Annotated in this window: 21 protein-coding genes; 9 read left to right on the top strand and 12 right to left on the bottom strand. The window is 71.1% G+C overall.

Going from position 1 to position 22426, the window contains the following annotated elements; translation table 11 throughout:
* Window positions 1-141: 141 nt before the first annotated feature.
* The 6 genes from ACIBAF_RS22240 to ACIBAF_RS22265 form a co-directional block, all read right to left on the bottom strand.
* Window positions 142-1092 (bottom strand): PLP-dependent cysteine synthase family protein, encoded by a 951-nt coding sequence (locus tag ACIBAF_RS22240; RefSeq protein WP_399465030.1) that lies wholly within the window; start codon window positions 1090-1092, stop codon window positions 142-144.
* Window positions 1093-1107: 15 nt separating this feature from the next.
* Window positions 1108-1395: a MoaD/ThiS family protein gene (locus tag ACIBAF_RS22245; RefSeq protein ID WP_399465031.1), complete on the bottom strand. Its 288-nt coding sequence runs from the start codon at window positions 1393-1395 to the stop codon at window positions 1108-1110.
* A gap of 100 nt (window positions 1396-1495) precedes the next feature.
* Entirely contained in the window at window positions 1496-1591 is a 96-nt protein-coding gene (locus ACIBAF_RS22250; protein WP_020132206.1) for a putative leader peptide, read from the bottom strand.
* Window positions 1592-1697: 106 nt separating this feature from the next.
* A complete protein-coding gene (locus ACIBAF_RS22255) occupies window positions 1698-2765 on the bottom strand; it encodes a LacI family DNA-binding transcriptional regulator (RefSeq protein ID WP_399465214.1) in 1068 nt (355 codons plus the stop codon).
* Window positions 2766-2891: 126 nt separating this feature from the next.
* Window positions 2892-3476: an isochorismatase family protein gene (locus ACIBAF_RS22260; RefSeq protein WP_399465032.1), complete on the bottom strand. Its 585-nt coding sequence runs from the start codon at window positions 3474-3476 to the stop codon at window positions 2892-2894.
* A 122-nt stretch (window positions 3477-3598) separates the two neighbouring features.
* Window positions 3599-5005 (bottom strand): nicotinate phosphoribosyltransferase, encoded by a 1407-nt coding sequence (locus ACIBAF_RS22265; protein ID WP_399465033.1) that lies wholly within the window; start codon window positions 5003-5005, stop codon window positions 3599-3601.
* A 58-nt stretch (window positions 5006-5063) separates the two neighbouring features.
* On the opposite strand from ACIBAF_RS22265, the gene clpS reads away from it, so the two are divergent.
* The 4 genes from clpS to ACIBAF_RS22285 all read left to right on the top strand — a co-directional run bounded on the left by clpS (window position 5064) and on the right by ACIBAF_RS22285 (window position 8300).
* Window positions 5064-5381 (top strand): ATP-dependent Clp protease adapter ClpS, encoded by a 318-nt coding sequence (gene clpS / locus ACIBAF_RS22270; RefSeq protein ID WP_079661959.1) that lies wholly within the window; start codon window positions 5064-5066, stop codon window positions 5379-5381.
* Window positions 5382-5392: 11 nt separating this feature from the next.
* Entirely contained in the window at window positions 5393-6001 is a 609-nt protein-coding gene (locus ACIBAF_RS22275; RefSeq protein ID WP_399465034.1) for a DUF2017 domain-containing protein, read from the top strand.
* Between the two features lie 335 nt (window positions 6002-6336).
* Window positions 6337-7779, top strand: coding sequence for an amino acid permease (locus ACIBAF_RS22280; RefSeq protein ID WP_399465036.1), 1443 nt, complete (start codon window positions 6337-6339; stop codon window positions 7777-7779).
* A 98-nt stretch (window positions 7780-7877) separates the two neighbouring features.
* Window positions 7878-8300: a Mov34/MPN/PAD-1 family protein gene (locus tag ACIBAF_RS22285; RefSeq protein WP_399465038.1), complete on the top strand. Its 423-nt coding sequence runs from the start codon at window positions 7878-7880 to the stop codon at window positions 8298-8300.
* A 25-nt stretch (window positions 8301-8325) separates the two neighbouring features.
* Here ACIBAF_RS22285 and ACIBAF_RS22290 read toward each other — a convergent pair whose 3' ends face one another.
* Window positions 8326-9003 carry a GntR family transcriptional regulator gene (locus tag ACIBAF_RS22290; RefSeq protein ID WP_399465039.1) on the bottom strand — a complete coding sequence of 226 codons (678 nt, stop codon included), beginning with the start codon at window positions 9001-9003 and terminating at the stop codon, window positions 8326-8328.
* 224 nt (window positions 9004-9227) lie between these two features.
* On the opposite strand from ACIBAF_RS22290, the gene ACIBAF_RS22295 reads away from it, so the two are divergent.
* The 3 genes from ACIBAF_RS22295 (at window position 9228) to madM (ending at window position 13451) form a co-directional block, all read left to right on the top strand.
* A complete protein-coding gene (locus ACIBAF_RS22295; protein ID WP_399465040.1) occupies window positions 9228-12176 on the top strand; it encodes an AMP-binding protein in 2949 nt (982 codons plus the stop codon).
* 74 nt (window positions 12177-12250) lie between these two features.
* On the top strand, window positions 12251-12685 hold the full coding sequence (gene madL, locus ACIBAF_RS22300; protein ID WP_399465042.1) for a malonate transporter subunit MadL: 435 nt from the start codon (window positions 12251-12253) through the stop codon (window positions 12683-12685).
* A gap of 1 nt (window position 12686) precedes the next feature.
* Complete coding sequence (gene madM, locus ACIBAF_RS22305; RefSeq protein WP_399465044.1) at window positions 12687-13451, top strand: malonate transporter subunit MadM; 765 nt, start codon at window positions 12687-12689, stop codon at window positions 13449-13451.
* Window positions 13452-13508: 57 nt separating this feature from the next.
* Here madM and ACIBAF_RS22310 read toward each other — a convergent pair whose 3' ends face one another.
* Together ACIBAF_RS22310 and ACIBAF_RS22315 are read right to left on the bottom strand one after the other, a co-directional pair.
* A complete protein-coding gene (locus ACIBAF_RS22310) occupies window positions 13509-13862 on the bottom strand; it encodes a hypothetical protein (protein ID WP_399465046.1) in 354 nt (117 codons plus the stop codon).
* Between the two features lie 157 nt (window positions 13863-14019).
* Complete coding sequence (locus ACIBAF_RS22315) at window positions 14020-16371, bottom strand: immune inhibitor A domain-containing protein (RefSeq protein ID WP_399465048.1); 2352 nt, start codon at window positions 16369-16371, stop codon at window positions 14020-14022.
* Window positions 16372-16726: 355 nt separating this feature from the next.
* On the opposite strand from ACIBAF_RS22315, the gene ACIBAF_RS22320 reads away from it, so the two are divergent.
* Window positions 16727-17074 (top strand): hypothetical protein, encoded by a 348-nt coding sequence (locus ACIBAF_RS22320; protein ID WP_399465050.1) that lies wholly within the window; start codon window positions 16727-16729, stop codon window positions 17072-17074.
* 140 nt (window positions 17075-17214) lie between these two features.
* Here the strand turns inward: ACIBAF_RS22320 and ACIBAF_RS22325 are convergent, their stop codons facing one another.
* Entirely contained in the window at window positions 17215-17928 is a 714-nt protein-coding gene (locus tag ACIBAF_RS22325; protein ID WP_399465052.1) for an RDD family protein, read from the bottom strand.
* An 87-nt stretch (window positions 17929-18015) separates the two neighbouring features.
* Entirely contained in the window at window positions 18016-20091 is a 2076-nt protein-coding gene (locus ACIBAF_RS22330) for an RDD family protein (protein ID WP_399465053.1), read from the bottom strand.
* A gap of 330 nt (window positions 20092-20421) precedes the next feature.
* On the opposite strand from ACIBAF_RS22330, the gene ACIBAF_RS22335 reads away from it, so the two are divergent.
* Entirely contained in the window at window positions 20422-20901 is a 480-nt protein-coding gene (locus ACIBAF_RS22335) for an SsgA family sporulation/cell division regulator (RefSeq protein WP_399465055.1), read from the top strand.
* Window positions 20902-20964: 63 nt separating this feature from the next.
* Here the strand turns inward: ACIBAF_RS22335 and ACIBAF_RS22340 are convergent, their stop codons facing one another.
* Window positions 20965-22380 (bottom strand): FAD-binding oxidoreductase, encoded by a 1416-nt coding sequence (locus ACIBAF_RS22340; protein WP_399465057.1) that lies wholly within the window; start codon window positions 22378-22380, stop codon window positions 20965-20967.
* Window positions 22381-22426 lie beyond the last annotated feature (46 nt).

Genomic DNA, 22426 nt, shown 5'->3' on the forward strand with positions numbered 1-22426 from the left:
CATGACAGGGTGCGCGCCGAACGTAGCCCCGCGGGTGCGGCGACCGGCAGTGCCGAAGGGAGTTCTTTGCCGCCCTATGGACAGCGTTTAGCCCCCTCGTAGGAGGGGGCTGACGCGCCGTTGATGAGCTCTATGCCCGGCCTACGCCCAGAGCTGGCCCTGGACGGTCTCGATCGCTTCCTCGGTCGTGGCCGCCGTGTAGACGCCCGTCGAGAGGTACTTCCAGCCGCCGTCCGCCACGACGAACGCGATGTCGGCGCTCTCCCCCGCGTTCAGGGCCTTCCTTCCGACGCCGATCGCGGCGTGCAGGGCCGCGCCGGTGGAGACGCCCGCGAAGATGCCCTCCTGCTGGAGGAGTTCCCGGGTGCGGGTCACGGCGTCCGCCGAGCCGACCGAGAAGCGGCTGGTGAGGACGGAGGCGTCGTAGAGCTCGGGCACGAAGCCCTCGTCGAGGTTGCGCAGGCCGTACACCAGGTCGTCGTAGCGCGGCTCGGCGGCGACGATCTTCACGTCCGGCTTGTGCTCGCGGAGGTAGCGGCCGACGCCCATGAGGGTGCCGGTCGTGCCGAGGCCGGCCACGAAGTGCGTGATCGAGGGGAGGTCGGCGAGGATCTCCGGGCCGGTCGTCGCGTAGTGCGCGCCGGCGTTGTCGGGGTTGCCGTACTGGTAGAGCATCACCCAGTCGGGGTGCTCGGCGGCGAGTTCCTTGGCGACGCGGACGGCGGTGTTGGAGCCGCCCGCGGCCGGGGAGGAGATGATCTCGGCGCCCCACATGCCGAGCAGGTCCCGGCGTTCCTGCGAGGTGTTCTCGGGCATCACGCAGACCATGCGGTAGCCCTTGAGCTTGGCCGCCATCGCCAGCGAGATGCCGGTGTTGCCGGAGGTCGGCTCCAGGATGGTGCAGCCGGGGGTGAGGCGGCCGTCCTTCTCCGCCTGTTCGACCATGTGCAGGGCGGGGCGGTCCTTGACCGAGCCGGTGGGGTTGCGGTCCTCCAGCTTGGCCCAGATGCGGACGTCGGCGGACGGCGAGAGCCGCGGCAGGCGCACCAGAGGGGTGTTGCCCACCGCGGCCAGCGGGGAGTCGTAGCGCATGGCCGGTCTGCCGGCCTAGGCCATGCCGCCGGCCACGGCCGGCAGGATCGTCACGGTGTCGCCGTCGGTCAGCTTGGTGTCGATGCCGTCGACGAAGCGGACGTCCTCGTCGTTCAGGTACACGTTCACGAAGCGGCGCAGCTTGCCGTCGTTCGCCTCGTCGATGAGGCGGGCCTGAATGCCCGCATGCCGGGTCTCGAGGTCGGTGAACAGGTCGGCGAGGGTGTCACCGCTGCCCTCCACCGCCTTCTGACCGTCGGTGTACTGGCGGAGAATGGTCGGGATGCGGACCTCGATGGCCATGGCTCAGGGCTCCTGTCGGGAGGAAGGTGCGGTGCGGGCAGCGCGGAGAACGTGCATGTGGGCGCCGCGGCTCACGGCCGTGCGGCGGCAGGGGCCTGCGTCAACAGATGGCGCTGGCGAGCCTGCACAGGTCGACGTGCAGCCGCGCCACGAGCAGTGCGCCCGGCGTCTTCTCGCTCACGTCGTTCAAAACCATGGGCTCATCGTATCGATTCCCGGTCCGCGCCCAGGAGTGTGATCCCACATGGTGGACGTAATCGGGCCGGGGAGTGAGACCGGCGCTCCGAGGCCCAGGTGACGGCTCAAGCGGAGGCCCGTCGCACCAGTTGTGTGGGGACGACCACGGAGGACACCTCGGACGACACCTCGGACGCCACGTGCACGGCTCCCTCCGCCGCCCTGTCCCGCATCAGCAGCTGTGCCATCAGCCGGCCCATCTCCTTCACGTCCTGGTGGACGGTGGTCAGCGGCGGGTCGGTCGTCTCGGCGATGGAGGCGAGGTCGTCGAAGCCGACGACGGCCACGTCGTCCGGGACCCTGCGGCCGCGCTCGCGCAGGGTCTGCAGGGCGCCGGACGCCATGAAGTCGGAGGCGACGAACACGGCGTCCAGGTCGGGGCGGCGGTCCAGCAGCGCGGCCATGGCGTCGGCGCCGCCCTGCCGGGTGTAGTCGGCCTTCTCGACGAGGTCGGCCGGGGCGCCGGGCAGGACGTCCCGGTAGCCGGCGAGGCGGTCGGCGGCGGAGTTCTCCTGGTCGTAGGGGCCGGCGACGGTGGCGATGCGCCGCCGTCCGAGCGAGACCAGATGCTGGACGGCCTGCCGGGCGCCGCCGCGGTTGTCGCCGTCGACGTAGGCGTGGCCGTGCACGGTGTCGCCGTCGCGCAGGAGGGGGCGGCCGCCGAAGACGGCGGGCAGGCCCAGGCGGTCGATCATCTCCGGCAGGCGGTCGCCGGGGAGCAGGGAGAACAGCAGCGCGCCGTCGACATGGCCGCCGCCCAGGTAGTCGGCCACGCGCGCGTAGTCGTCGGGTTCGTCGACGAACAGCAGGACGGCCTGGGCGCCGTGCCGGGCGAGTTCGCGGCGGATGCCGCGCAGCAGGCAGTCGAAGAACGGGTCGAGGAAGAGCCGGTCGCCGGGCTGGGCGGCTACGACGGCGACCGCGCCGGTGCGGTGGGTGACCAGCTGCCGGGCGGCCTGGTTGGGGACGTAGCCGAGCTCGGACACGACCCGGCGGACCCGGTCGACGACCTCCGCGCTCACCCGGGCCTCCCCGTTGACCACCCGGGACACCGTCGACTTCGACACCCCCGACTGCCGGGCGACGTCCTCGAGCGTGGGGCGCCGTACATGCGAGCGTTGCGTCAACACCATCTCCGTGGGGGCGAGTTGTGCGGGCACACCTTGCGGAAACGGTAACGCGGGTCAGCTCTCGGGGCAGGTCGGTAATCGAGGGAGGGATACCCTCGATACCCGTCCGAGTCCAGGGCGGGACAGCCCTTAGACGACCGGCTTCCCGGAGAGGGCGACGCCTGCCTCGCGCAGTTCCTCCAGGGCGCGGTCGGTGGTCTCCTTGGCCACGCCCGCGGTGAGGTCCAGCAGGACCTGGGTGCGGAAGCCCTCGCGGGCCGCGTCCAGGGCGGTGGCGCGCACGCAGTGGTCGGTGGCGATGCCGACCACGTCCACCTCGTCGACCTGGCGGGCGCGCAGCCAGTCGCCCAGCTTGACGCCGTTCTCGTCGGCGCCCTCGAAGCCGCTGTAGGCGGCCGCGTAGGCGCCCTTGCTGAAGACGGCGTCGATGGCGCCGGAGGCGACCGCCGGGGCGAAGTTGGGGTGGAAGCCGACGCCCTCGGTGCCGGCGACGCAGTGCGCGGGCCAGGAGTGGACGTAGTCGGGGTTGTCCGCGAAGTGGCCGCCGGGGGCGACGTGGTGGTCGCGGGTGGCCACGACGTGCCGGTATCCGGCGGGGGCCTGCCCGATCAGCTCGGTGATGGCGGCGGCCACGTCGGCTCCGCCGGCCACCGCGAGACTGCCCCCTTCGCAGAAGTCGTTCTGCACGTCTACGACGATCAAGGCGCGGCGCATGGGCGGTGTCCTTCGACTGAGGTTGAAGTAATTGAGCCTAGAGACTTTGCGGGTCGTCCGGGAGGGGGCGTCGCCCGGTGTGTGCGCCGGGCGCGCGCCCGCCAGGGATTACGGGACAGCCCTTAATCACCCGAGTTACCCGAGCGGTCCTGTACATACTCCGTGGGAATGACGGGTTCGCCGCGGGACAGCTGGGTCGCGGAGAGCGGGAGGCGGTCGAGGGCCGCCGTGTGGCGGTCGCGGACGACGTCCAGGGGCTCGCGGGCGACGACCTGGCCGCCCTTGACCAGTTCGACGAGCAGTTGGCAGTCGGCCAGTTCGGCGGGGACGTCGCCGGTGCCGACGACCTCGGCCTCGGCGACGCCGTACGCGTCGGGCCGGCGTGCCGCCCACTTGCGGCCGCCGACGGAGGTCTTGCCGCCGGTCGACTTCTTCGCGACCGGCAGCAGCGGGGCCTTGGGGTCGACGGACTCGGCGCGGGCGACCAGCTTGTAGACCATGGAGCAGGTGGGGTGCCCGGAGCCGGTGACGAGCTGGGTGCCGACGCCGTAGGCGTCCACGGGGGCCGCGGCGAGGGAGGCGATGGCGTACTCGTCGAGGTCGGAGGTGACGATGATGCGGGTGTCGCGTGCGCCGAGCTCGTCGAGCTGCTGGCGGACCCGGTGGGCGACGAGGAGCAGGTCGCCGGAGTCGATGCGGACCGCGCCGAGCTCGGGTCCCGCCACCTCGACCGCCATGCGGACGGCCTCGGCGACGTCGTAGGTGTCCACGAGGAGGGTGGTGCCCCGGCCGAGGGAGTTCACCTGGGCCTGGAAGGCGTCCCGCTCGTGGTCGTGGAGCAGGGTGAAGGCGTGGGCGCTGGTGCCGACGGTGGGGATGCCGTAGCGGAAGCCGGCGGCGAGGTCGGAGGTGGTGGCGAAGCCGCCGACGTAGGCGGCGCGGGAGGCGGCGACCGCGGCCAGCTCGTGGGTGCGGCGGGCGCCCATCTCGATCAGGGGGCGGTCGCCCGCGGCGGAGGACATGCGGGAGGCGGCGGCCGCGATCGCGGAGTCGTGGTTGAGGATGGAGAGGATCACGGTCTCCAGGAGCACGCACTCGGCGAAGGAGCCCTCGACCCGCAGGATCGGCGAGCCCGGGAAGTACACCTCGCCCTCGGGGTAGCCCCAGATGTCACCCGAGAAGCGGTATCCGGCGAGCCAGTCCAGGGTCTCCGCGTCGACGATGCCGCGCTCGCGCAGGAAGCCGAGGACGTCGGCGTCGAAGCGGAAGTTCTCGACGGCGTCCAGGACCCGCCCGGTGCCCGCGACGACGCCGTAGCGCCGGCCGTCCGGCAGTCGCCGGGTGAAGACCTCGAACACGCTGCGCCGTTCGGCCGTGCCCGCTTTCAGGGCGGCCTGCAGCATCGTCAGCTCGTACTGGTCCGTGAAGAGCGCCGTCGACGGGACGTCCACCGGCAGCCCACCACCGCCCTTGTGAGGAAGCGCTTCGCGACCTTCTTCTTCTGGCAGCCCAAGGTCCGCTGTGTTCATGGCTGAAGATGCTACACCCCTTTTCGTCGGTGTGACGATTTCCCGGATGCGTGGCAGCATGGGCGTTGTGACGTCACCCGCTCCCCTTGAGATCGAACGGACCGAATCGGCGGAGGAGGTCTTCGCCGTCCCCGAGCCGGACGTCCCCTGGGTCACGATCGTCCACAACGACCCGGTCAACCTCATGAGCTATGTGACCTACGTCTTCCAGTCGTACTTCGGCTACTCCAAGGACAAGGCCACCAAGCTCATGCTCGACGTCCACCACAAGGGCCGGGCGGTCGTCTCCAGCGGCTCTCGCGAGGAGATGGAACGCGACGTGCAGGCCATGCACGGCTACGGCCTGTGGGCCACCCTCCAGCAGGACCGGAAGTAGCCTCCCCTCATATGCCTGGACAATTCGAACCGCTCCCCGGCGGCGGCGCGGCCGTCGCACTCGACGACGTCGAGATCTCCATCATCCGGTCACTGGCCGTGCAGCTCCTGGAGCTGATCGGCCCCGGCCCCGCCGAGGACGCCCCCGACGACCCGCTCGCCGAGCTCTTCGCCGAGGGGCCGAGCGAGCCCCCCGCCGACCCGGTGCTGCGCCGGCTCTTCCCGGACGCCTACACCGACCCGGAGGGCGCCCCGGGGCCGCAGCAGGCGGACGAGCAGAAGGCGCACTCCGCCGAGTTCCGCCGCTACACCGAGAACGACCTCAGGGCCGGCAAGCGCGAGAACGCCCTCGCGGTGGTGCGCTCGCTGGACACGCTGGCCGCCGAGGCGGCGGGCGAGGGCGGGGCGGTGCTGGAACTGACCCCGCAGGAGTCCCAGCAGTGGCTGCGCGCGCTGAACGACCTGCGGCTCGCGATCGGCTCCCGGCTGGAGATCACCGACGAGGACGACACCGACCTTCTCTACCGGCTGCCGGACGAGGATCCGCGCAAGCCGATGGTGATGGCGTACCTGTGGCTGGGCGGGCTCCAGGAGACGCTCGTGACGACCCTTATGCCGTAAGGCCCGTCCTGGTCGCGCCCTAGGGACTGCCCTGGTCACGCCATAGAGATTGTCCCGGTTCATCCGTAGTCGCGTTCGCTCAGCGGACGCTCAAATCCGGATAACGATCACGTTACCTCCCCGGCCGGTTATGCCGTCCGGGGAGGCGTTCTGTCCGCTTCTCCCTGTGGCGTGCGCCACATGTCCTGCCGGTGATCAGTGTTGCGGGCGTGATAAATCTTCACGATCGCCCGGCGGACGCCACCCATGTCCCGCCGGGTGCGCCATATGGCCGACGGACCGTCGGCCGGGCAGCTCCAGTACACGGGGGGATTCGGAGAAAGGCGCACAGACACATGACCTCCGCTCAGGTCGACAAGGACGGCAAGGACGCCACGGAGAAGACCTCTGAAGAGGGGTACGAGCGCGGACTCGGCAGCCGCCAGGTCCAGATGATCGCGATCGGCGGCGCCATCGGCGTCGGTCTCTTCCTGGGCGCCGGGGCGAACATCGCCAAGGCCGGCCCCAGCCTCATCCTGATGTACGCGCTCGCGGGCGCGATCGTCTTCTTCATCATGCGGGCCCTCGGCGAGCTGCTGCTGTACCGGCCGGTCTCGGGCTCGTTCGCGGAGTACTCCCGTGAGTTCCTCGGCCCGTTCTTCGGCTACTTCACCGGCTGGACCTACTGGCTGATGTGGGTCGTCACCGGCATGGCCGAGCTGACGGCCGCCGCGATCTACGTGAACTACTGGTTCCCGGCCGTCCCCCAGTGGGTGACGGCGCTGGTGTTCCTGGTGATCCTCTTCGGGGTCAACCTGATCTCGGTGAAGGTGTTCGGGGAGCTGGAGTTCTGGTTCTCGATGGTCAAGGTCACGGCCCTGATCGGCATGATCGTGATCGGCCTCGGCGTCCTGACCTTCGGCTTCAGCAACGCCGGCGACACCGCCGCCGTCTCCAACCTGTGGGAGTTCGACGGCTTCTTCCCCAAGGGCGTGGGCTCGTCCCTGATGACCCTGCAGGGCGTCATGTTCGCCTACCTCGCGGTCGAGCTGGTCGGCGTCACGGCGGGCGAGTCGGAGAACCCGGAGAAGACGCTCCCCAAGGCCATCAACACGCTGCCGTGGCGCATCGCGCTGTTCTACGTGGGCGCGCTCACCGTCATCCTGTGCGTGGTGAAGTGGACCGAGTTCGCGGAGGGCGTCAGCCCCTTCGTGAAGGCGTTCGCGATGATCGGCATCCCGGCGGGCGCGGGCATCGTCAACTTCGTCGTGCTCACCGCGGCGCTGTCCTCCTGCAACTCCGGCATGTACTCCACGGGCCGCATGCTGCGGAACCTGGCCGAGAGCGGCGAGGCCCCGGCGGCCTTCAAGAAGCTGTCGTCGTCCAGGACGCCCGCCTTCGGCATCACGGTCTCGGTCCTCTTCATGGGCATCGGCGTCGTCCTGAACTACGTCGTCCCCGAGAAGGCCTTCGGGTACGTCACCTCCGTCGCCACCGCGGCCGGCATCTGGACCTGGCTGATGATCCTGATCAGCCACGTCCTGTACCGCCGCGCGGTCGTCGCGGGCCGGCTGCCCGCGTCCAGCTTCCCGGCGCCCGGCGGCTCGGCGTTCAGCTGGGTGGCCATCGTGTTCCTGCTCTTCGTCACCGGCCTGATCGCCTACGACGCCGACTCCCGCGTCTGCCTGTACGTGATGGCGGGCTGGGCGGCCGTCCTCGGCATCGGCTGGATGGTCCTCAAGGGCCGCAACCCGCAGATCACCGACCGCCGCGAGGCGGAGTTCGAGAAGGTCGGCTGACCGCCCCTTCGGGGCCTGCCGCTCAAGGCCGTCCGCCATGTGGGCCGCTCCGTACCATCCCTCGGTACGGAGCGGCCCACATGCTTATGCTTTCGAACATGCTGACCATCACCCAGGCCCTCGTCGACCAGATCGTCGCGCACGCGCGCAAGGACCACCCGGACGAGGCGTGCGGCGTCGTCGCGGGCCCGGCGGGCTCGGACCGCCCCGAGCGCTTCATCCCGATGCTGAACGCGGCCATGTCCCCCACGTTCTACGAGTTCGACTCCGGCGACCTGCTCAAGCTGTACCGCGAGATGGACGACCGCGACGAGGAGCCGGTGGTCATCTACCACTCCCACACCGCGACCGAGGCCCACCCCTCCCGCACCGACATCTCCTACGCCAACGAACCCGGCGCCCACTACGTCCTGGTCTCCACGGCGGACACCGACGGCCTCGGCGAGTTCCAGTTCCGCTCGTTCCGCATCGTGGACGGCGTGGTCACGGAGGAAGACGTGAAGGTGGTCGAGGCGTACTGAGGCACGCCCGGCGCCTGGGTCGCGATCACCCGGCGCTGTGCGCCGGGCGGGTCACATGTCTCCAGGTCCTCACCAGCTGACTGAACTCCTTGACCTGGACGAGCACGTGGTCGCGAGCCGCGTTCTCCGCGCTCTCGGCGTCCCCGCGGGCGATGGCGCCGGCGATGTCCCGGTGCTCGGCCAGGGACCGCCGCATGCGGTCCGGCACGCGCAGTTGCAGCCGCCGGTACGGCTGCAGGGCCCGCTTGAGCTCGTGGACCTGCCGCCGCAGGTATTCGTTGCCGGAGGAGTCGTACACGACGCCGTGGAAGCTGGCGTTGGCGTAGTAGTAGCCGTCGGCGTCACCCGCGAGCGCGTGTCTCTCGCATTCCTCCAGGGCCTGTTCGAGCTGGGCCAGTGACTCCCGCTCGATGCGCCGGGCGGACAGCCGTGCCGCCATCCCTTCGAGTTCGGCCATCACCTCGAAGCGTTCGGCCAGCTCGGACACGCTCAACTCGGTGACGTACGTGCCCTGTTTGGGACGGATCTGCACGAGCCCGGAACGCTCCAGCGCCTGAAGCGCCTCGCGGACCGGCGTGCGGGAGCAGCCGAACTCCTGCTCCAGCCGTGCCGGGTCCAGCCGTTCTCCCGGGCGGTAGCGGCCCTCCACGACGGCGTTCTCCAGCGCGTCTCGCACCCGCTGGGACTCCGGGATTCGGGCCATACCCAACCTCCGCATGCTCAGGCTGTCCGACTGTCCGACTGTCCGACTGTTCGGCTGTTCGGCTGTCCGGCCCCGGCCCCTTCCCTGATCCCGGCACGATCCGGTCCGGTCCGGTCCGGTCCAGGGGCTGGCGCACCTCATCTCCGTACTCTACGGTGCAGCTGTTGTATACATCATGACCGATGATGGATACGACGAAGGGCCGAGAGGAGCGGGCGACGGACATGGAAGAGGACCCTCGCGACGGCTGGCTGCTGAGCGACCTGTTCCGGGCTCTCGGGCGGCCGGGAGACGGCGACCCGGCGGCCGGGGAGCCCCCGGACCCCCCGCTGGACCGGCTCCTGGCGGCCTGCGAAGTCCTGATGAGCGACGTGGGCGAAGCCTCGATGCGCGCGGTCGCCGCCCGGGCCCTCGCCGCCTACGCCGAGCTCGACGACGTCGGCAGACTGGCCTTCTTCAGCCACATCACCACGACCTACGACGTGGACGCCGGCCAGGTCCGCGCCGCCTACCGCCAGTGGGAGGCGGTCAGGGACCGCGGGCTCCAGGGCGCGGAGGAACTGGTCCGTCTCTTCGACGTGGTCGAGCCGGCCCGGCAGCAACTGCTCCGCCGGATGAACCACGCGCCGGACGCCACCCTCGCCCTGGTCGGCATGCGCGCGGATCTGCGCCGGCTCACGCGCCGCCACCCGCGGCTGCGGCCCCTCGACCACGACTTCCACCACCTGCTCACCTCCTGGTTCAACCGCGGCTTCCTCCGCATGAGGGAGGTCACCTGGGACGCGCCGGAGGAACTGCACCAGCACCTGCTGCGGGGCGAGAAGGTCCACCCGATGGCGAGCCGGGACGAGCTCCGGCGCCGTCTGGAGCCCGCGGACCGCCGTGTCTACGCCTTCTTCCACCCCGCCACCGGAAACGTCCCGTTGATCTTCGTGGAGGTCGCCCTGGTGCGCGGGCTGCCGGACGACATCGCCCCGCTGCTGGAGCCCGGCCCCGCGCTCGACCCGGCGCAGGCGGACACCGCCGCGCTCTACTCGATCAACAACGCCCTGGACGGACTGGCCGGGGTGTCCTTCGGCAGCTTCCTCATCAAACAGGTCATCGAGCACGTGGGCGAGCAGCTGCCGCACCTGACGCAGTTCGCCACGCTCTCGCCCATCCCGGGATTCCGGCGCTGGCTCACGGAGCGCGCCGAGGGGGACGCCGGCCTGCGACAGCTCGCCGCGGAGCTGGACGGCGTAACGGATCCGGCCGGTCTCGCGGCGGCGGACGCCGAGCGGATACGTGCCCGGCTCTTCCCCGTCCTGGCCCGGTACATCGCGCTCGAGCGGCACGACGACGGTCGCCCGCTCGACCCGGTCGCCCGCTTCCACCTGGGCAACGGGGCGGCTGCCTGGCAGCTGAACTGGCCGGCGAACACCTCGCCGGGGGCCTGGCGGCAGTCCTACGGCGCGATGATCAACTACCACTACGAGCCGGACCAGCTGGAGCGCCGGCACGAGGACTTCGTCCGCCGCCGCGCCGTGGCCGTCGACGGGCCCCTGCGGGGCGTCCTCCCCGACCTCTCCAACCTCCCCGACCTCCCCGCGAACGAGCCCGCGCAGGACGACGCCGTCCAGGACGACGCCGTGCAGCACCAGAGAGGAACAGCACCGATGGCGCCCTTCCCGACCATTCACCGGTCGTTCGTCGAGCAGGCGGAGCAACAGCCGGACAAGGCGCTCTTCGAGCTGCCCGACGGGCGGGGCATCACCTACGGCGAGACCGCGCGGACCGTGCAGCGGATCGCGGCGCGCCTCGTCGCCGACGGCGTCACCGCCGGTGACCGGGTCGCCATGCAGGTGGAGAAGTCGCCGGAGGCCATCGCGCTGTACCTGGCGACCCTGCAGATCGGCGGGGTCTTCCTGCCCCTCAACACCGCGTACACCGGTGCGGAGATGGAGTACTTCCTCAAGGACGCCCGGCCCCGCGTGCTCGTCTGCTCCCCGGAGCGCCGGGCCGAGCACGCGCACCGCGCGGGGGACGGTCTCGTCGTCGAGACGCTCGGCACGGCCGGCGACGGCACGCTCCTCGACGGCGACGGCCGCCACGAAGAGATCTTCGACGCCTCGGCCGACGACCCGGCGGCGATCCTCTACACGTCCGGCACCACCGGGCGCTCCAAGGGCGCGGTGCTCTCTCACGGCAACCTCGCCTCCAACTGCCGGGCGCTGCTGGAGGCCTGGCGGTTCACCGCCGAGGACCGGCTGATCCACGCTCTGCCGATCTTCCACGTCCACGGGTTGTTCGTCGCCGTGAACATGACCCTCACGGCCGGCGCCTCCATGCACTACCTGCCGAAGTTCGACGCCGAGACGGTCCTCGATCTGCTGCCCCGGGCCACGGTGCTCATGGGCGTGCCCACGTTCTACACCCGGCTGCTGAAGAACGACCGGCTCACCCCGGAGGCCTGCGCCTCGATGCGGCTGTTCGTCTCCGGCTCGGCCCCGCTCCTCGCGAGCGACCACGAGGCCTTCGAGGCCCGCACCGGCCACGCCATCCTGGAGCGTTACGGGATGACCGAGACCGGCATGAACACCACCAACCCCTACGACGGCGGACCGCGCAAGCCCGGCACCGTCGGCAAGCCGCTCCCCGGCACCGAGATCCGGGTGGCGGACGGCGAGACCGGACGGGCGCTGGCCGACGGCGAGGTGGGCGGCATCGAGGTCCGCGGCCCCAACGTGTTCACCGGCTACTGGCAGATGCCCGAGAAGACCGCTTCCGAGTTCCGTGCGGACGGCTGGTTCATCACCGGCGACCTGGGCCGCATCGACGAGGACGGCTATCTGTGCATCGTCGGCCGGGGCAAGGACCTGGTGATCTCCGGCGGCTACAACATCTACCCCAAGGAGATCGAGGAGCTGCTCGACGCCCATCCCAAGGTGCTGGAATCCGCGGTGATCGGGGTCCCGCACCCCGATTTCGGGGAGACGGTGGTGGCCGTCGTCGTCCCCGCGCCCGGTCAGCAGCCCCAGGAGGGCGAGCTGCTGGACTTCATCAGCGGTGATCTCGCCCGCTTCAAGCACCCGCGCGCGGTGCGCGTCGTCGCGGAGCTGCCGCGCAACGTCATGGGCAAGGTGCAGAAGGCCGAGCTGCGCAAGCGTTACGCCGATCTGTTCGCCGGCGCCTGATCCCACCCTGCGCGTCCCCTGTTTCCCGACTGTCCCCCTGGCCCCAGTCCCCCTGTGTTTCCCACCTGTCCCCAATGTCTCTCAGTGTGGAGAAGACGATGGTCATCTACGGAGTCGCGGCCCTGGCGGTGTGCATGCTCGTGGGCGCAACCGTCGGCGAGCTGCTCGGCGCCGCCCTCAACGTCGACGCCAATATCGGCGGAGTCGGATTCGCCATGATCATGTTGATCGTGGTCACTCATCAGCTCCGGCGGAAGGGCCTGTTCCCCGAGGCCTCCGAGCAGGGCGTGCTCTTCTGGAGCGCGATGTACATACCGATCGTCGTCGGCATGGCCTCCGCGCAGAACGTGGTCAAGGCGGTCAGCGGCGGTCCGATGGCGATCCTGGCCGGCCTCGGCGCGGCCGCCGTCGGTTTCGCCCTGGTGCCGGTCGTGGCGCGGATCGGCGGATCGGACGAACCACTGGAACCGCTGGCGACGCCGACCGCGGACGAGAAGCAGGAGGCCTGACATGGACCGCTTCACCTCCGTCCTCGAAGACAACGGCCTGCTGGTGGCCTTCGCGGTGGTCGGCGCGCTGATGCTGACCGGCGGCTGGCTGTCCAGGAAGCTGACCCGCGGCCGGCTGCAGGGCTCCGCCATCGCCATCCTCCTCGGCCTGGCCCTCGCCTACTGGGGCGGCACCGTGACGGACGGCGAGCACGGAGCGGCCGACTTCACGGTGCTCTCCGGGCTGAGCCTGATGGGCGGTGCGATGCTCCGGGACTTCGCGATCGTCTCCACCGCCTACGGCGTCGACCTGAAGGTGATCAAGCGGGCCGGGCTGTCCGGCGGGCTGTCGATCCTGCTGGGCGTCGTCCTGTCGTTCGTCGTCGGGGCCGTCGTCGCCGCCTTCTTCGGCTACACGGACGCCAAGTCGCTGACGACCATCGGAGCCGGCGCGGCCACGTACATCGTCGGGCCGGTGACCGGTACGGCGGTGGGCGCGAACTCGGACGTGATCGCGCTGTCGGTGGCGGCCGGTCTGGTCAAATCCGTGGTGGTCATGGTGGGGACACCGCTCATCGCCCCCTTGATCGGTCTGAACAACCCGAAGTCCGCCATGGCCTTCGGCGGGCTGCTGGGCACGACCTCCGGCGTGGCCGGCGGGCTCGCGGCCACCGACAAGCGCCTGGTGCCCTACGGCGCCATGACGGCCACCTTCTACACGGGCGTGGGCTGCCTGCTCGGCCCGTCGCTGCTGTACGTGACTCTGCGGGCGATCGTGGGCGGATGACGATCGTGGGCGGGTGAGACGGGCGGCGTCCGCGTCACCCGCCCACCCGCCGGATGCCTACGCCGCCGCCCTCCGCAGCAGTGCCCGGATCGGGCGCCACAGTTCCGGGACCGCCACGACGCCGATCGGGACACCGTTGTCGGGTGCCGTGCGCCATATGAGCCCGTCGGGGTGGTGGAGGACCGCCGTGATCTCGTCCGGGGTGGGCGGGGCGGCGTTGCCCCGGAGGTAGACGGCTCTCAGGCCCAGGTTGCGGAGCCTGGTCAGGGCTCTGGCGCGGTTCTGGGCGCGGACGAGGACGCGGACGTCCGTGGAGGGGCCTGGGAGGCCCTCGTGAGCGGCGGGGCGGGGCAGGTTCAGCGCCACCACCACCATGCCGTCGGGCAGCTTGCAGAAGCCTCCTGCGGCCATGCGGTCACACCCCCGTGCGAGTCGGTATCGAGGTCGGCGTCAGCGCCGGCGTCCGTGTCGGTGTCAATAAGCGAAGCACAGGAGGCACCTAAACACGATCGGCGGCAACCCGCCAGGGGGTCACCGCCGATACGTGTCTGACCTGCGAAAACGTCGATTACTTCGCTGAGGGGCCGACCTTCACCGTGATCGTCGAGCCGCTGAGGGGCTCCCCGACGATCTTGATCGAGGTGTTGGTGTCAGTGACCTTGACGCCCGCGAGCGGGTTCGACGCGTCGTAGTACGTCGACTTGCCGTCGTCGAAGACCGGGACGCCCGGACGGGACTTGATCTTGGTCGCGACGTCCGCGTTGTGCAGCGTGATCGCGTCCGTCGGGTACCAGCTGAAGGTGGAGTCGAAGGCCTGGACGCGGTTGCGCATCAGGGTGCCGTCCGACCACTTCAGCGGGGTGGGGTGCGCGTCTATCGGGAGGATGAGGCCCTCGCCGTGGTGGGCGCTGGTGTTGTCGTCCGCCTGGGAGGTGTCCCACTTCCAGATCAACAGGCCGTTCTGGTACGGGTAGTGCTCGACCCACCCCGGACGGGTCGTCGAGAAGCCGTAGTTGTACGGGCCGACCTTGAGGGTCTTGTCGTACGACACGTACTGGCGGTTCTCGGCGATGTAGTACTGCGCGTAGTCGTCCGTGATGGAGCCGCCGATGCGCGAGAAGCCGCTCGCCGTCCAGGCCGCGTCCGCCGTCTCCGCGTTGTCGGCGAAGAGCGTGGCGCCGTCCGCCGTCAGCGTGATGTCGTCGGCCGCGAAGCCCTTCTGCGCGACGCCGCCGTCGGTGGCGTAACGGAAGCGGACGCTGATCTGCTTGCCCGCGTAGGCGTCCAGCGGGAACGTCAGCTTCTGGTAGGCGTCCGCCGTGCCGGTGAGGGCGGGCTTGCCGCTGCCGTCGCGCGGGACGGCGCTGCCGTCGGCCAGGGTGCCGTCGATCGGCGTGTAGGTGGCGCCGCCGTCGGTGGAGACCTCGGTGTACAGGTAGTCGTAGTCCTTCTCGGTGTCCCACCAGGCGTCCAGGGACAGCGCGGCGGACGTCTTGCCGGTCAGGTCGACCGTCCGGGTCAGGGTGTTCTTCAGGTCGTTGCCGCTGCCGCTCCACCACTGCGTGGCGCCCTGCGCCGGGGCGACGATCTCGGTGGTGACCTTCTTCTCCGGCAGCTGGACCACGAGGGCCTGGGCGTTCTTGGTGTTGTACTCCGCCACGCCGAGCGTGTGGGTGGACTTCGCGCCCGCCTTGGCCGTGTCGTAGTCCAGCCAGCCCAGTTGCAGCTTGTCCCAGGCGTTCATGTCGCCGGGCAGGTCGCCGATGGACTCCTTGCCGGTGCCGAGCCAGGACCCGGAGGACATCAGGGTCCAGAAGCCGGTGGAGTTCTCGCCGCCGCCGGAGGTGTCGTACTCGTCCGGCAGACCGAGGTCGTGGCCGTACTCGTGGGCGAAGACGCCGAGTCCGCCGTTCTCCGGCTGGATGGTGTAGTCGCCGACCCAGATGCCGGTGTCGCCGATCTGGGCGCCGCCCAGCTTGTTGCCGGCGGGGCCGGTGGAGCCGGCGTCGGTGCCGAAGGCGAACCAGCGGTGGGCCCAGATCGCGTCCTCGCCCTGGGCGCCGCCGCCCGCGGACTCGTCCTCGCCGGCGTGCACGATCTGGAAGTGGTCGATGTAGCCGTCGGGCTCGTTGAAGTCGCCGTCGCCGTCGAAGTCGTTGCGGTCCCACTGGTCGAACGCGGCCAGCTCGGTCTTGATCTGGGCGGGGGTGGCGCCGGCGGCCTCGCGCTGGGCGACCCAGGCGTTGACCCCGTCCTGCACCGCGTACCAGGCACCGGTCGTGGCGTCGTTGGAGCCGTAACGGGCCTCGTTGTAGGGGACCTTGACCCAGTCGGTGACCTCGCCCTCGACCGAGTAGCGGCCCGAGGACTGCTTCTCGTAGTACTTCTTCAGCGACTCGGTCTTCTTGCCGGTGCCGAAGTACAGCTCCTGGAAGTGCTTCTGGTCGTAGTCCGCCTGCCAGGCCGTGGAGTTGTTGACGGCCCGGTCCGGCTGGGCTATCTGGTTGTGCAGCGGGCCGGCGGCGCCGCCGTAGCGGGGGTCGACCTGGTCGCCGAACTCGACGAGGATCGTGAAGATCTTGTCGGTCCTCTCGCGGCCGAGCTCGACGTACTTGCCCGCACCCTTGCGGCTCTTGAGCTGGACGACCTTCGAGCCGTCGCGGTCCTTCACCGACGCCTCGCCGGATATGACCTGCTTGAGGGCCTCCTGGCGCTGGGCGTCCTGGGTCTTGCTGAGCGGCCCGTCGAAGTCGTGCTCGCGGGCCTTCGCCGGCTGCGGGTCCTGCCCGTCCGCGACGGGGGCCTGCGCCGAGCCGGTCTCCGCGGCCTGGGCCACGGCGAACGTCGTGAACGTCGCCGAGGCCGCCGCGAGCGCGACGACCGTCGCGGCCGTCCTGAACGTCCAAGATCTACTGGTCACTTGATGTCCTCCCACGCACGCGCCCGTGCGCGCGGAAAGGGGGGATCCCTGTCAAGGAAGGTCCGCGCGCTGTTATACGCGTGTAGTCAAGTGACGCCATTTGACTACTGGTTTACGAGAAAAGACAGATCTTGACTTGGACAAGTCAACTGCATTATTGGAAGCCGGTGTTCGCAATACGGACACATGACGGTAATGAGACAGGCGCGCGGGACAGTCCACTTGGTGGACGCCATGACTCCGTGCGCCCCCTGTGCACCGGCACCGTGGGTTAGGTCACGCTTACCGTTCGGTCCACTCGGGCATGCAGGCGAATAGAGTCGAGAACGCCCCCGCTTCCGAGGACACGATTGCCATGCCTCGTCCGACTGTCGCACAGCTCACATACGGTTCCTGCACCGTCATCCTCTCGACGCTAGCCATGCTGCTGCTGTCACAGACGAGTTCGGGCCCCGGAATCGGCCTCGTCGTCGTCGCCGCGGTCGCACTCGGCGTGCTCGTCGCCATGACGGTGCCGACGCCGAAGCCGTCGCGGGCCCCCGTGGCCCGCTCCGCGGCGCGCCGACCCGCGAGCCGGCGCACGCCCGTTCCGGTTCCCGCTCCCGGTCCCACTCCCGTTCCTCTGCACGCGCCCGTGAGCGCCCCCGTACCGGCGTCGGTCGCCTCGGCGCCCGAGCCCGTCCGGGAGCCCACAGCCCCCTGAGACGCAGCGGCACGGCCAAGGGCCCGCGCCCGGCATCAGGCGCGGGCCCTTGGTCGTGCCGGTCGGCCGTGCCGGTTGGGCGGGCGGACGGTCCGTCTGTCTGTCGGTTCGTCGGCGGGCGGTGTGTCGGCGGCTGTGTGTCAGGTGGTGCTGACCACCACCGTCTTGGCCGCCTTGTCGTGCAAACCCTGCTTGTAGGGCTTGTCGAAGAAGCTCCAGCCGCCGCAGACCGCCGTCCACAGACAGGCGCAGCAGAACGCGAACGGCACCCACAGCACCAGGGCGCGGACCAGCGACGTCTGCGCGGAGGGAGTGGAGCCGCTGTCGAGGTCGGCCACGCGCATGCCGAGCCACTTCTTGCCCAGCGTCTGGCCGGACCGGGCGGTCAGGACCGTGTCGTACGCGACGTACAGGATCGCGGCGACGAGCTCGCGTCCGAAGGTCTTGCCGAACTCGATCTTGTCCGCGTCCGTCGTGTACTGCGCGACCCCGAACGCCCACGCCAGCAGGGTCACCACGACGAAGACGAGGATCATGTCGATGATCCTCGCCAGCGTGCGTTTGCCGCTGTCGGCGAGCGGGGGCATCCCGGCCAGCGGGTCCTCGGGGTAACCGCCGTACGGGTCACCGCCGTAGGGGCCGCCCCCGGACGGACCGCCGCCGGACGGACCGCCGCCGTACGGACCGCCGCCGGACGCATCGCCGCCGGACGGTCCCTGCGGGGTGTCGTAGGGGGAGCCGCCCCGCCCCTCGCCGTACGGAGACTGCGGGGGCTGCTGCGAGGGCCGTTTCCTGAACGGGTCGTCCTCCGGCGGCTCGCCGCCGCCGGGGCCCGGGGGCGGTTCGGTGGTCATGCCCCCGAGTCGACCCCGAACCCCTCGGCTCCGCATCCGGCAAGCGGCCGTCCGGGCTACCGGCCAGCCGGTCAGCCGGTCAGCCGGTCAGCCGGCGACGAACGTGTGCGCCGCCTTGTCGTGCCAGCACTGCCGCCACGGCCTGTCGAACAGCCCCCAGACGACGCCCACGACACCGACGACGAGCAGACCGGGCACGCTGTACACGAGCCAGCGGCGCAGGGCCGCCCCGAAGGACGGGGGTTCGCCGCCCTCGATGTCCCGCACCTGCAGACCGAACAGCTTCTTGCCCAGCGTGCGGCCCCACTTGGCGGTCGGCAGGGCCTCGTAGACGACCCCGAAGACCAACAGGACGCCGAGGACGATCGCGAGGTACACCGACGTCGTGCCGTCCAACAGCCAGACTGTGACGGTCTCTCCGGTGAGCTTGGCCGCGTCGATCTTCTCGTTGACGTGGTCGAGCGCCTTCACGCCGAAGGGCACGGCGGCGGCGGCGGTGACGGCCGCGAGGACGAGCGTGTCGACGAGACGGGCCCCCAGCCGCTTGCCGAGACCCGCTGGGCGGGCCGAGGCCTGACGCCGGGCGGCCGCCTGGAAGATGTCCTCGACCGGCGGCTTCCAGGGCGCGACGGGGCCGCCGTCCTCGGCGCCCGCGAGCCGTTGCACCTGCTGCGCCCAGGACGGCTGCCCCCCACCGGACCCGGCAGCCATCGGAGCGCCCTCGGCCCCGGCAGACTGCGGCTGGGCCACACCGGGAGCCCCTGACTGCCGGGGCACGCTCGGGGCGGCCTGCTGTGCACCGGAGAACGCGGCGGCCGCCGGGGCGGCGGGCTGGACGCCGGGCTGGCCTGCCGGAAACCCAGCGGGACCCTGCGGAGCGGGACCCTGCGGGGCGGGAACACCGGCGCCTTGAGCCGCAGCCCGCTCGGCAGCCGCCTTACCGGCCCCGAAACCGGGCTTGGCGGGGCCCGGCCCGGCCGAAACCGCTCCGGAGGCCGCAGCCCCGACGGGGACGCTGCCCGAAGGGCCGCTGCCCGAGGGACCGCTGCCAGCGGGGCCACTGCCCGCAGGAGCGTTGCCCGCGAAACCACTACCAGCGGGGCCACTGCCCGCAGGAGCGTTGCCCGCGAAACCACTGCCCGCCAGGGCGCTGCCCGCTGGAGCGTTGCCGGCCGGGCCGCTGCTCGCAGGGGCGTTGCTGACCGGGCCCGTGCCAGGCGGGGCAGTGCCCGCAGGGGGCGTTCCGGCGGGACCCGGCGAGCCGAAGCCCGCGCCGGGAGCAGTGCCGCTGCCTGCAGCCGGGCCCGGGACGGTGCCGCTGCCTGCAGGCGGGCCGGGAACGGTGCCGCTGCCGGACGCGCCGACCGGTCCCTGTGCCCCGAAGCCTGGCGGGACCGAAGCCTGCGCGCCGAAACCCGCGTCGGCCGGGCCCGGTGCGCCGAAGCCCGCGTCGGCCGGGCCCGGTGCGCCGGGGACAGGCGTTGGCTGAGGCGGTGTCGGGCCCTGGGCCGCGGCCGGGAACGTGCTGTCGAGGGGCGCGCCGGAAGCGCCGGTCTGGTTGCCCGGGCGCGGGGCCGACGCGCGGAACGTGACGGTGCCCTCGTCAGGGATGAGGCCCGCGGGGCCGGACGGCGCTCCCCCGTTGCCGTCCGCCCCCCCGTTGCCCGCCGTCGGGCGGCGGAAGACAAAGGTGCCGCCGGAGACCACGTCCCCGCTGCCGTCCTGCGGATCGGCGGGCGGGATCGTCGCCGTGCCGTCCGTGCTCGTCGACCGGCCCTCGGGCTGGGCCGGGGCGGGCGACGGGACCCTCGGGTCGGAGGCCTGCGGGCCGCCGCCCCAGGAGACGCGGCGGTCCTGGTCGCCGCCGAAGCCGGACTGGTGGGCGCGGTCGGCGCCCCACGCTGAGGCCGGCTCGGGACGGCCGTCGTACGGGTCCGCCGGCGCCGGGTCCTCGTCGAAGAAGTGCGGGCCGGTCTCCTCGACGGAGGCCGGGGGCGCGCCGGACGGGGGCGTGAGCGGGCGGCCGTCGGACGGCGCCGGTCGGCTGGTGCCCGGTACCCAGGCGGCACCGTTCCAGTACCGGACGTATCCAGGGATGGACGGGTCCGGGTAATACCCTTCGCGGGGCCTGTCGTCGCCGGGTGCCGGGGTTGGGGCGCTCATGTCCGTCGTCCCGTATCTGCTCGGGGGTGGGATGGGAGCCTCCACATCTATCAGACCGGCGCAACCCCCACCGCCAGTCCCGTCGGACCCGCCCTTTTCCGGGCAACCTCGTGCACGCTCTTCACACCTTCGGAACCGCCCGCCGAACCCCAGGACTCGAACCACCGCGACCCGCTCCGCGGCTCACTCCGCACCCGCCCCGGAGCCCCCTGCGGAAACCGTCGCGAAAAAGTTCTCCGAATCCGCGTAATGGTTCCGGCCCGGCCCCCTCTCCACTCGTACGGGCCCACCGCGGGCCCGTACGAGGTCCGTATCGAGAGGAGAACCGACATGCAGCACACCGTGGTGGAGCGCGAGCTGGAGCTCAAGCTCATCCTGTCGCCGGAGCGCAGCATTCCGGTCCCGGCCCGGCTCAGCTACCGCAGCGACGACCCGTTCGCCGTCCACGTCGCCTTCCACATCAACTCCGAGCACCCGGTCAACTGGACGTTCGCCCGCGAACTGCTGGTGGAGGGCGTGTTCCGGCCGTGCGGGCACGGGGACGTGCGGGTGTGGCCGTCGAAGGCGGACGGGCGCAGCGTCGTGCTGATGGCGCTGAGCTCACCGGACGGCGACGCCCTCCTGGAGGCGCCCGCGGCGCAGGTCTCGGCCTGGCTGGAGCGGACGCTGCGGGTGGTGCCCCCGGGGACCGAGGGCGAGCAGCTCGGCCTCGACGAAGCCCTGGCCGACCTGCTCGCCCCGACCCTTGCGGACGACCTGTGGCTGTGCGAGCCGTGGCCGGGCGAGGAGTCGAAGGACGGAGGTGAGTGAGCTTTCGGTCCCGGCCTCGGAAGCCTCGGGCGAACCTCAGGAACCGCGAGAGCCCGAGGAGGCTCAGAACAGCTTGCCCGGGTTGAGGATGCCCAGCGGGTCGAAGGCCGCCTTGACCGCCCGCTGCATCTCCACGCCCACCGGGCCGAGCTCGCGCGCGAGCCACTCCTTCTTCAGCACGCCCACGCCGTGCTCGCCGGTGATGGTGCCGCCGAGTTCCAGGCCGAGGCCCATGATCTCGTCGAAGGACTCGCGGGCGCGCCGGCACTCGTCGGGGTCCTGCGCGTCGAAGCAGACGGTGGGGTGGGTGTTGCCGTCGCCGGCGTGGGCGACGACCCCGATCGTCAACTGGTGCTTGTCCGCGATGCGTTCGACGCCTTCGAGCATCTCGGCGAGCCTGGAGCGGGGCACGCACACGTCGTCGATCATCGTGGCGCCCTTGACGGCCTCCAGGGCGACGAGCGACGACCGCCGGGCCTGGAGCAGCAGTTCGGACTCGGCGAAGTCGTCGGCGGGGACCACCTGGGTGGCGCCGGCCGCCTCGCACAGCGCGCCGACGGCGGCGAGGTCGGCAGCCGGGTCGGCCGTGTCGAACGCGGCCAGGAGGAGCGCCTCGGTGGTGTCCGGCAGGCCCATGTGGGCGAGGTCGTTGACGGCGCGCACCGTCGTACGGTCCATCAGTTCGAGGAGGGACGGGACGTGCCCTCCCGCCATGATCCGGCACACCGCGTCGCAGGCGGCGGCCCCGGACGCGAACTCGGCCGCCAGCACCAGCTGCTGCGGCGGCTGCGGCTTCAGCGCCAGGATCGCCCGCACGACGATCCCCAGCGAGCCCTCGGAGCCGACGAACAGCCGGGTCAGGTCGTACCCGGCGACGCCCTTCGCCGTGCGGCGGCCGGTGGACATCAGCCGGCCGTCGGCCAGGACGACGTCCAGGCCGAGGACGTACTCGGCCGTCACCCCGTACTTCACACAGCACAGGCCGCCCGAGGCGGTGCCGATGTTCCCGCCGATCGTGCACATCTCCCAGCTGGAGGGGTCGGGCGGGTAGTACAGGCCGTGTTCGCCGACCGCGCGGGAGAGGGCCGCGTTGACGACGCCCGGTTCGACGACGGCGATCCGGTCGACCGGGTTGATCTCGAGGATCCGGTCCATCTTCGTCAGGGAGAGGACGATGCAGCCGTCGGAGGCGTTGGCGCCGCCGGACAGGCCGGTGCGCGCGCCCTGCGGGACGACCGGGACGCGCAGCTCGCTCGCCGTGCGCATGACGTGCTGGACCTCTTCGACCGTGCGCGGCAGCACGACCACGGCCGGGGCGCCGGCCGGGCAGAAGCTCGCCATGTCGTTGGCGTAGGAGACCGTGACGTCCGGGTCGGTGAGGACGGCCTCGGCGGGCAGGCCGGTCAGCAGCCGGTCGAGGAGGTCGCCCGTCACCACGGACGCGTCGTTGTGTCGTGCTTCCGAACGGCTCATGATCACAGGTTCGCACCCGGGGCCATCGGTGTGAACCCCGTCCGCCGGACGC

The sequence above is a fragment of the Streptomyces sp. NPDC051677 genome (genome assembly GCF_044453465.1).
Lineage (GTDB): Bacteria > Actinomycetota > Actinomycetes > Streptomycetales > Streptomycetaceae > Streptomyces.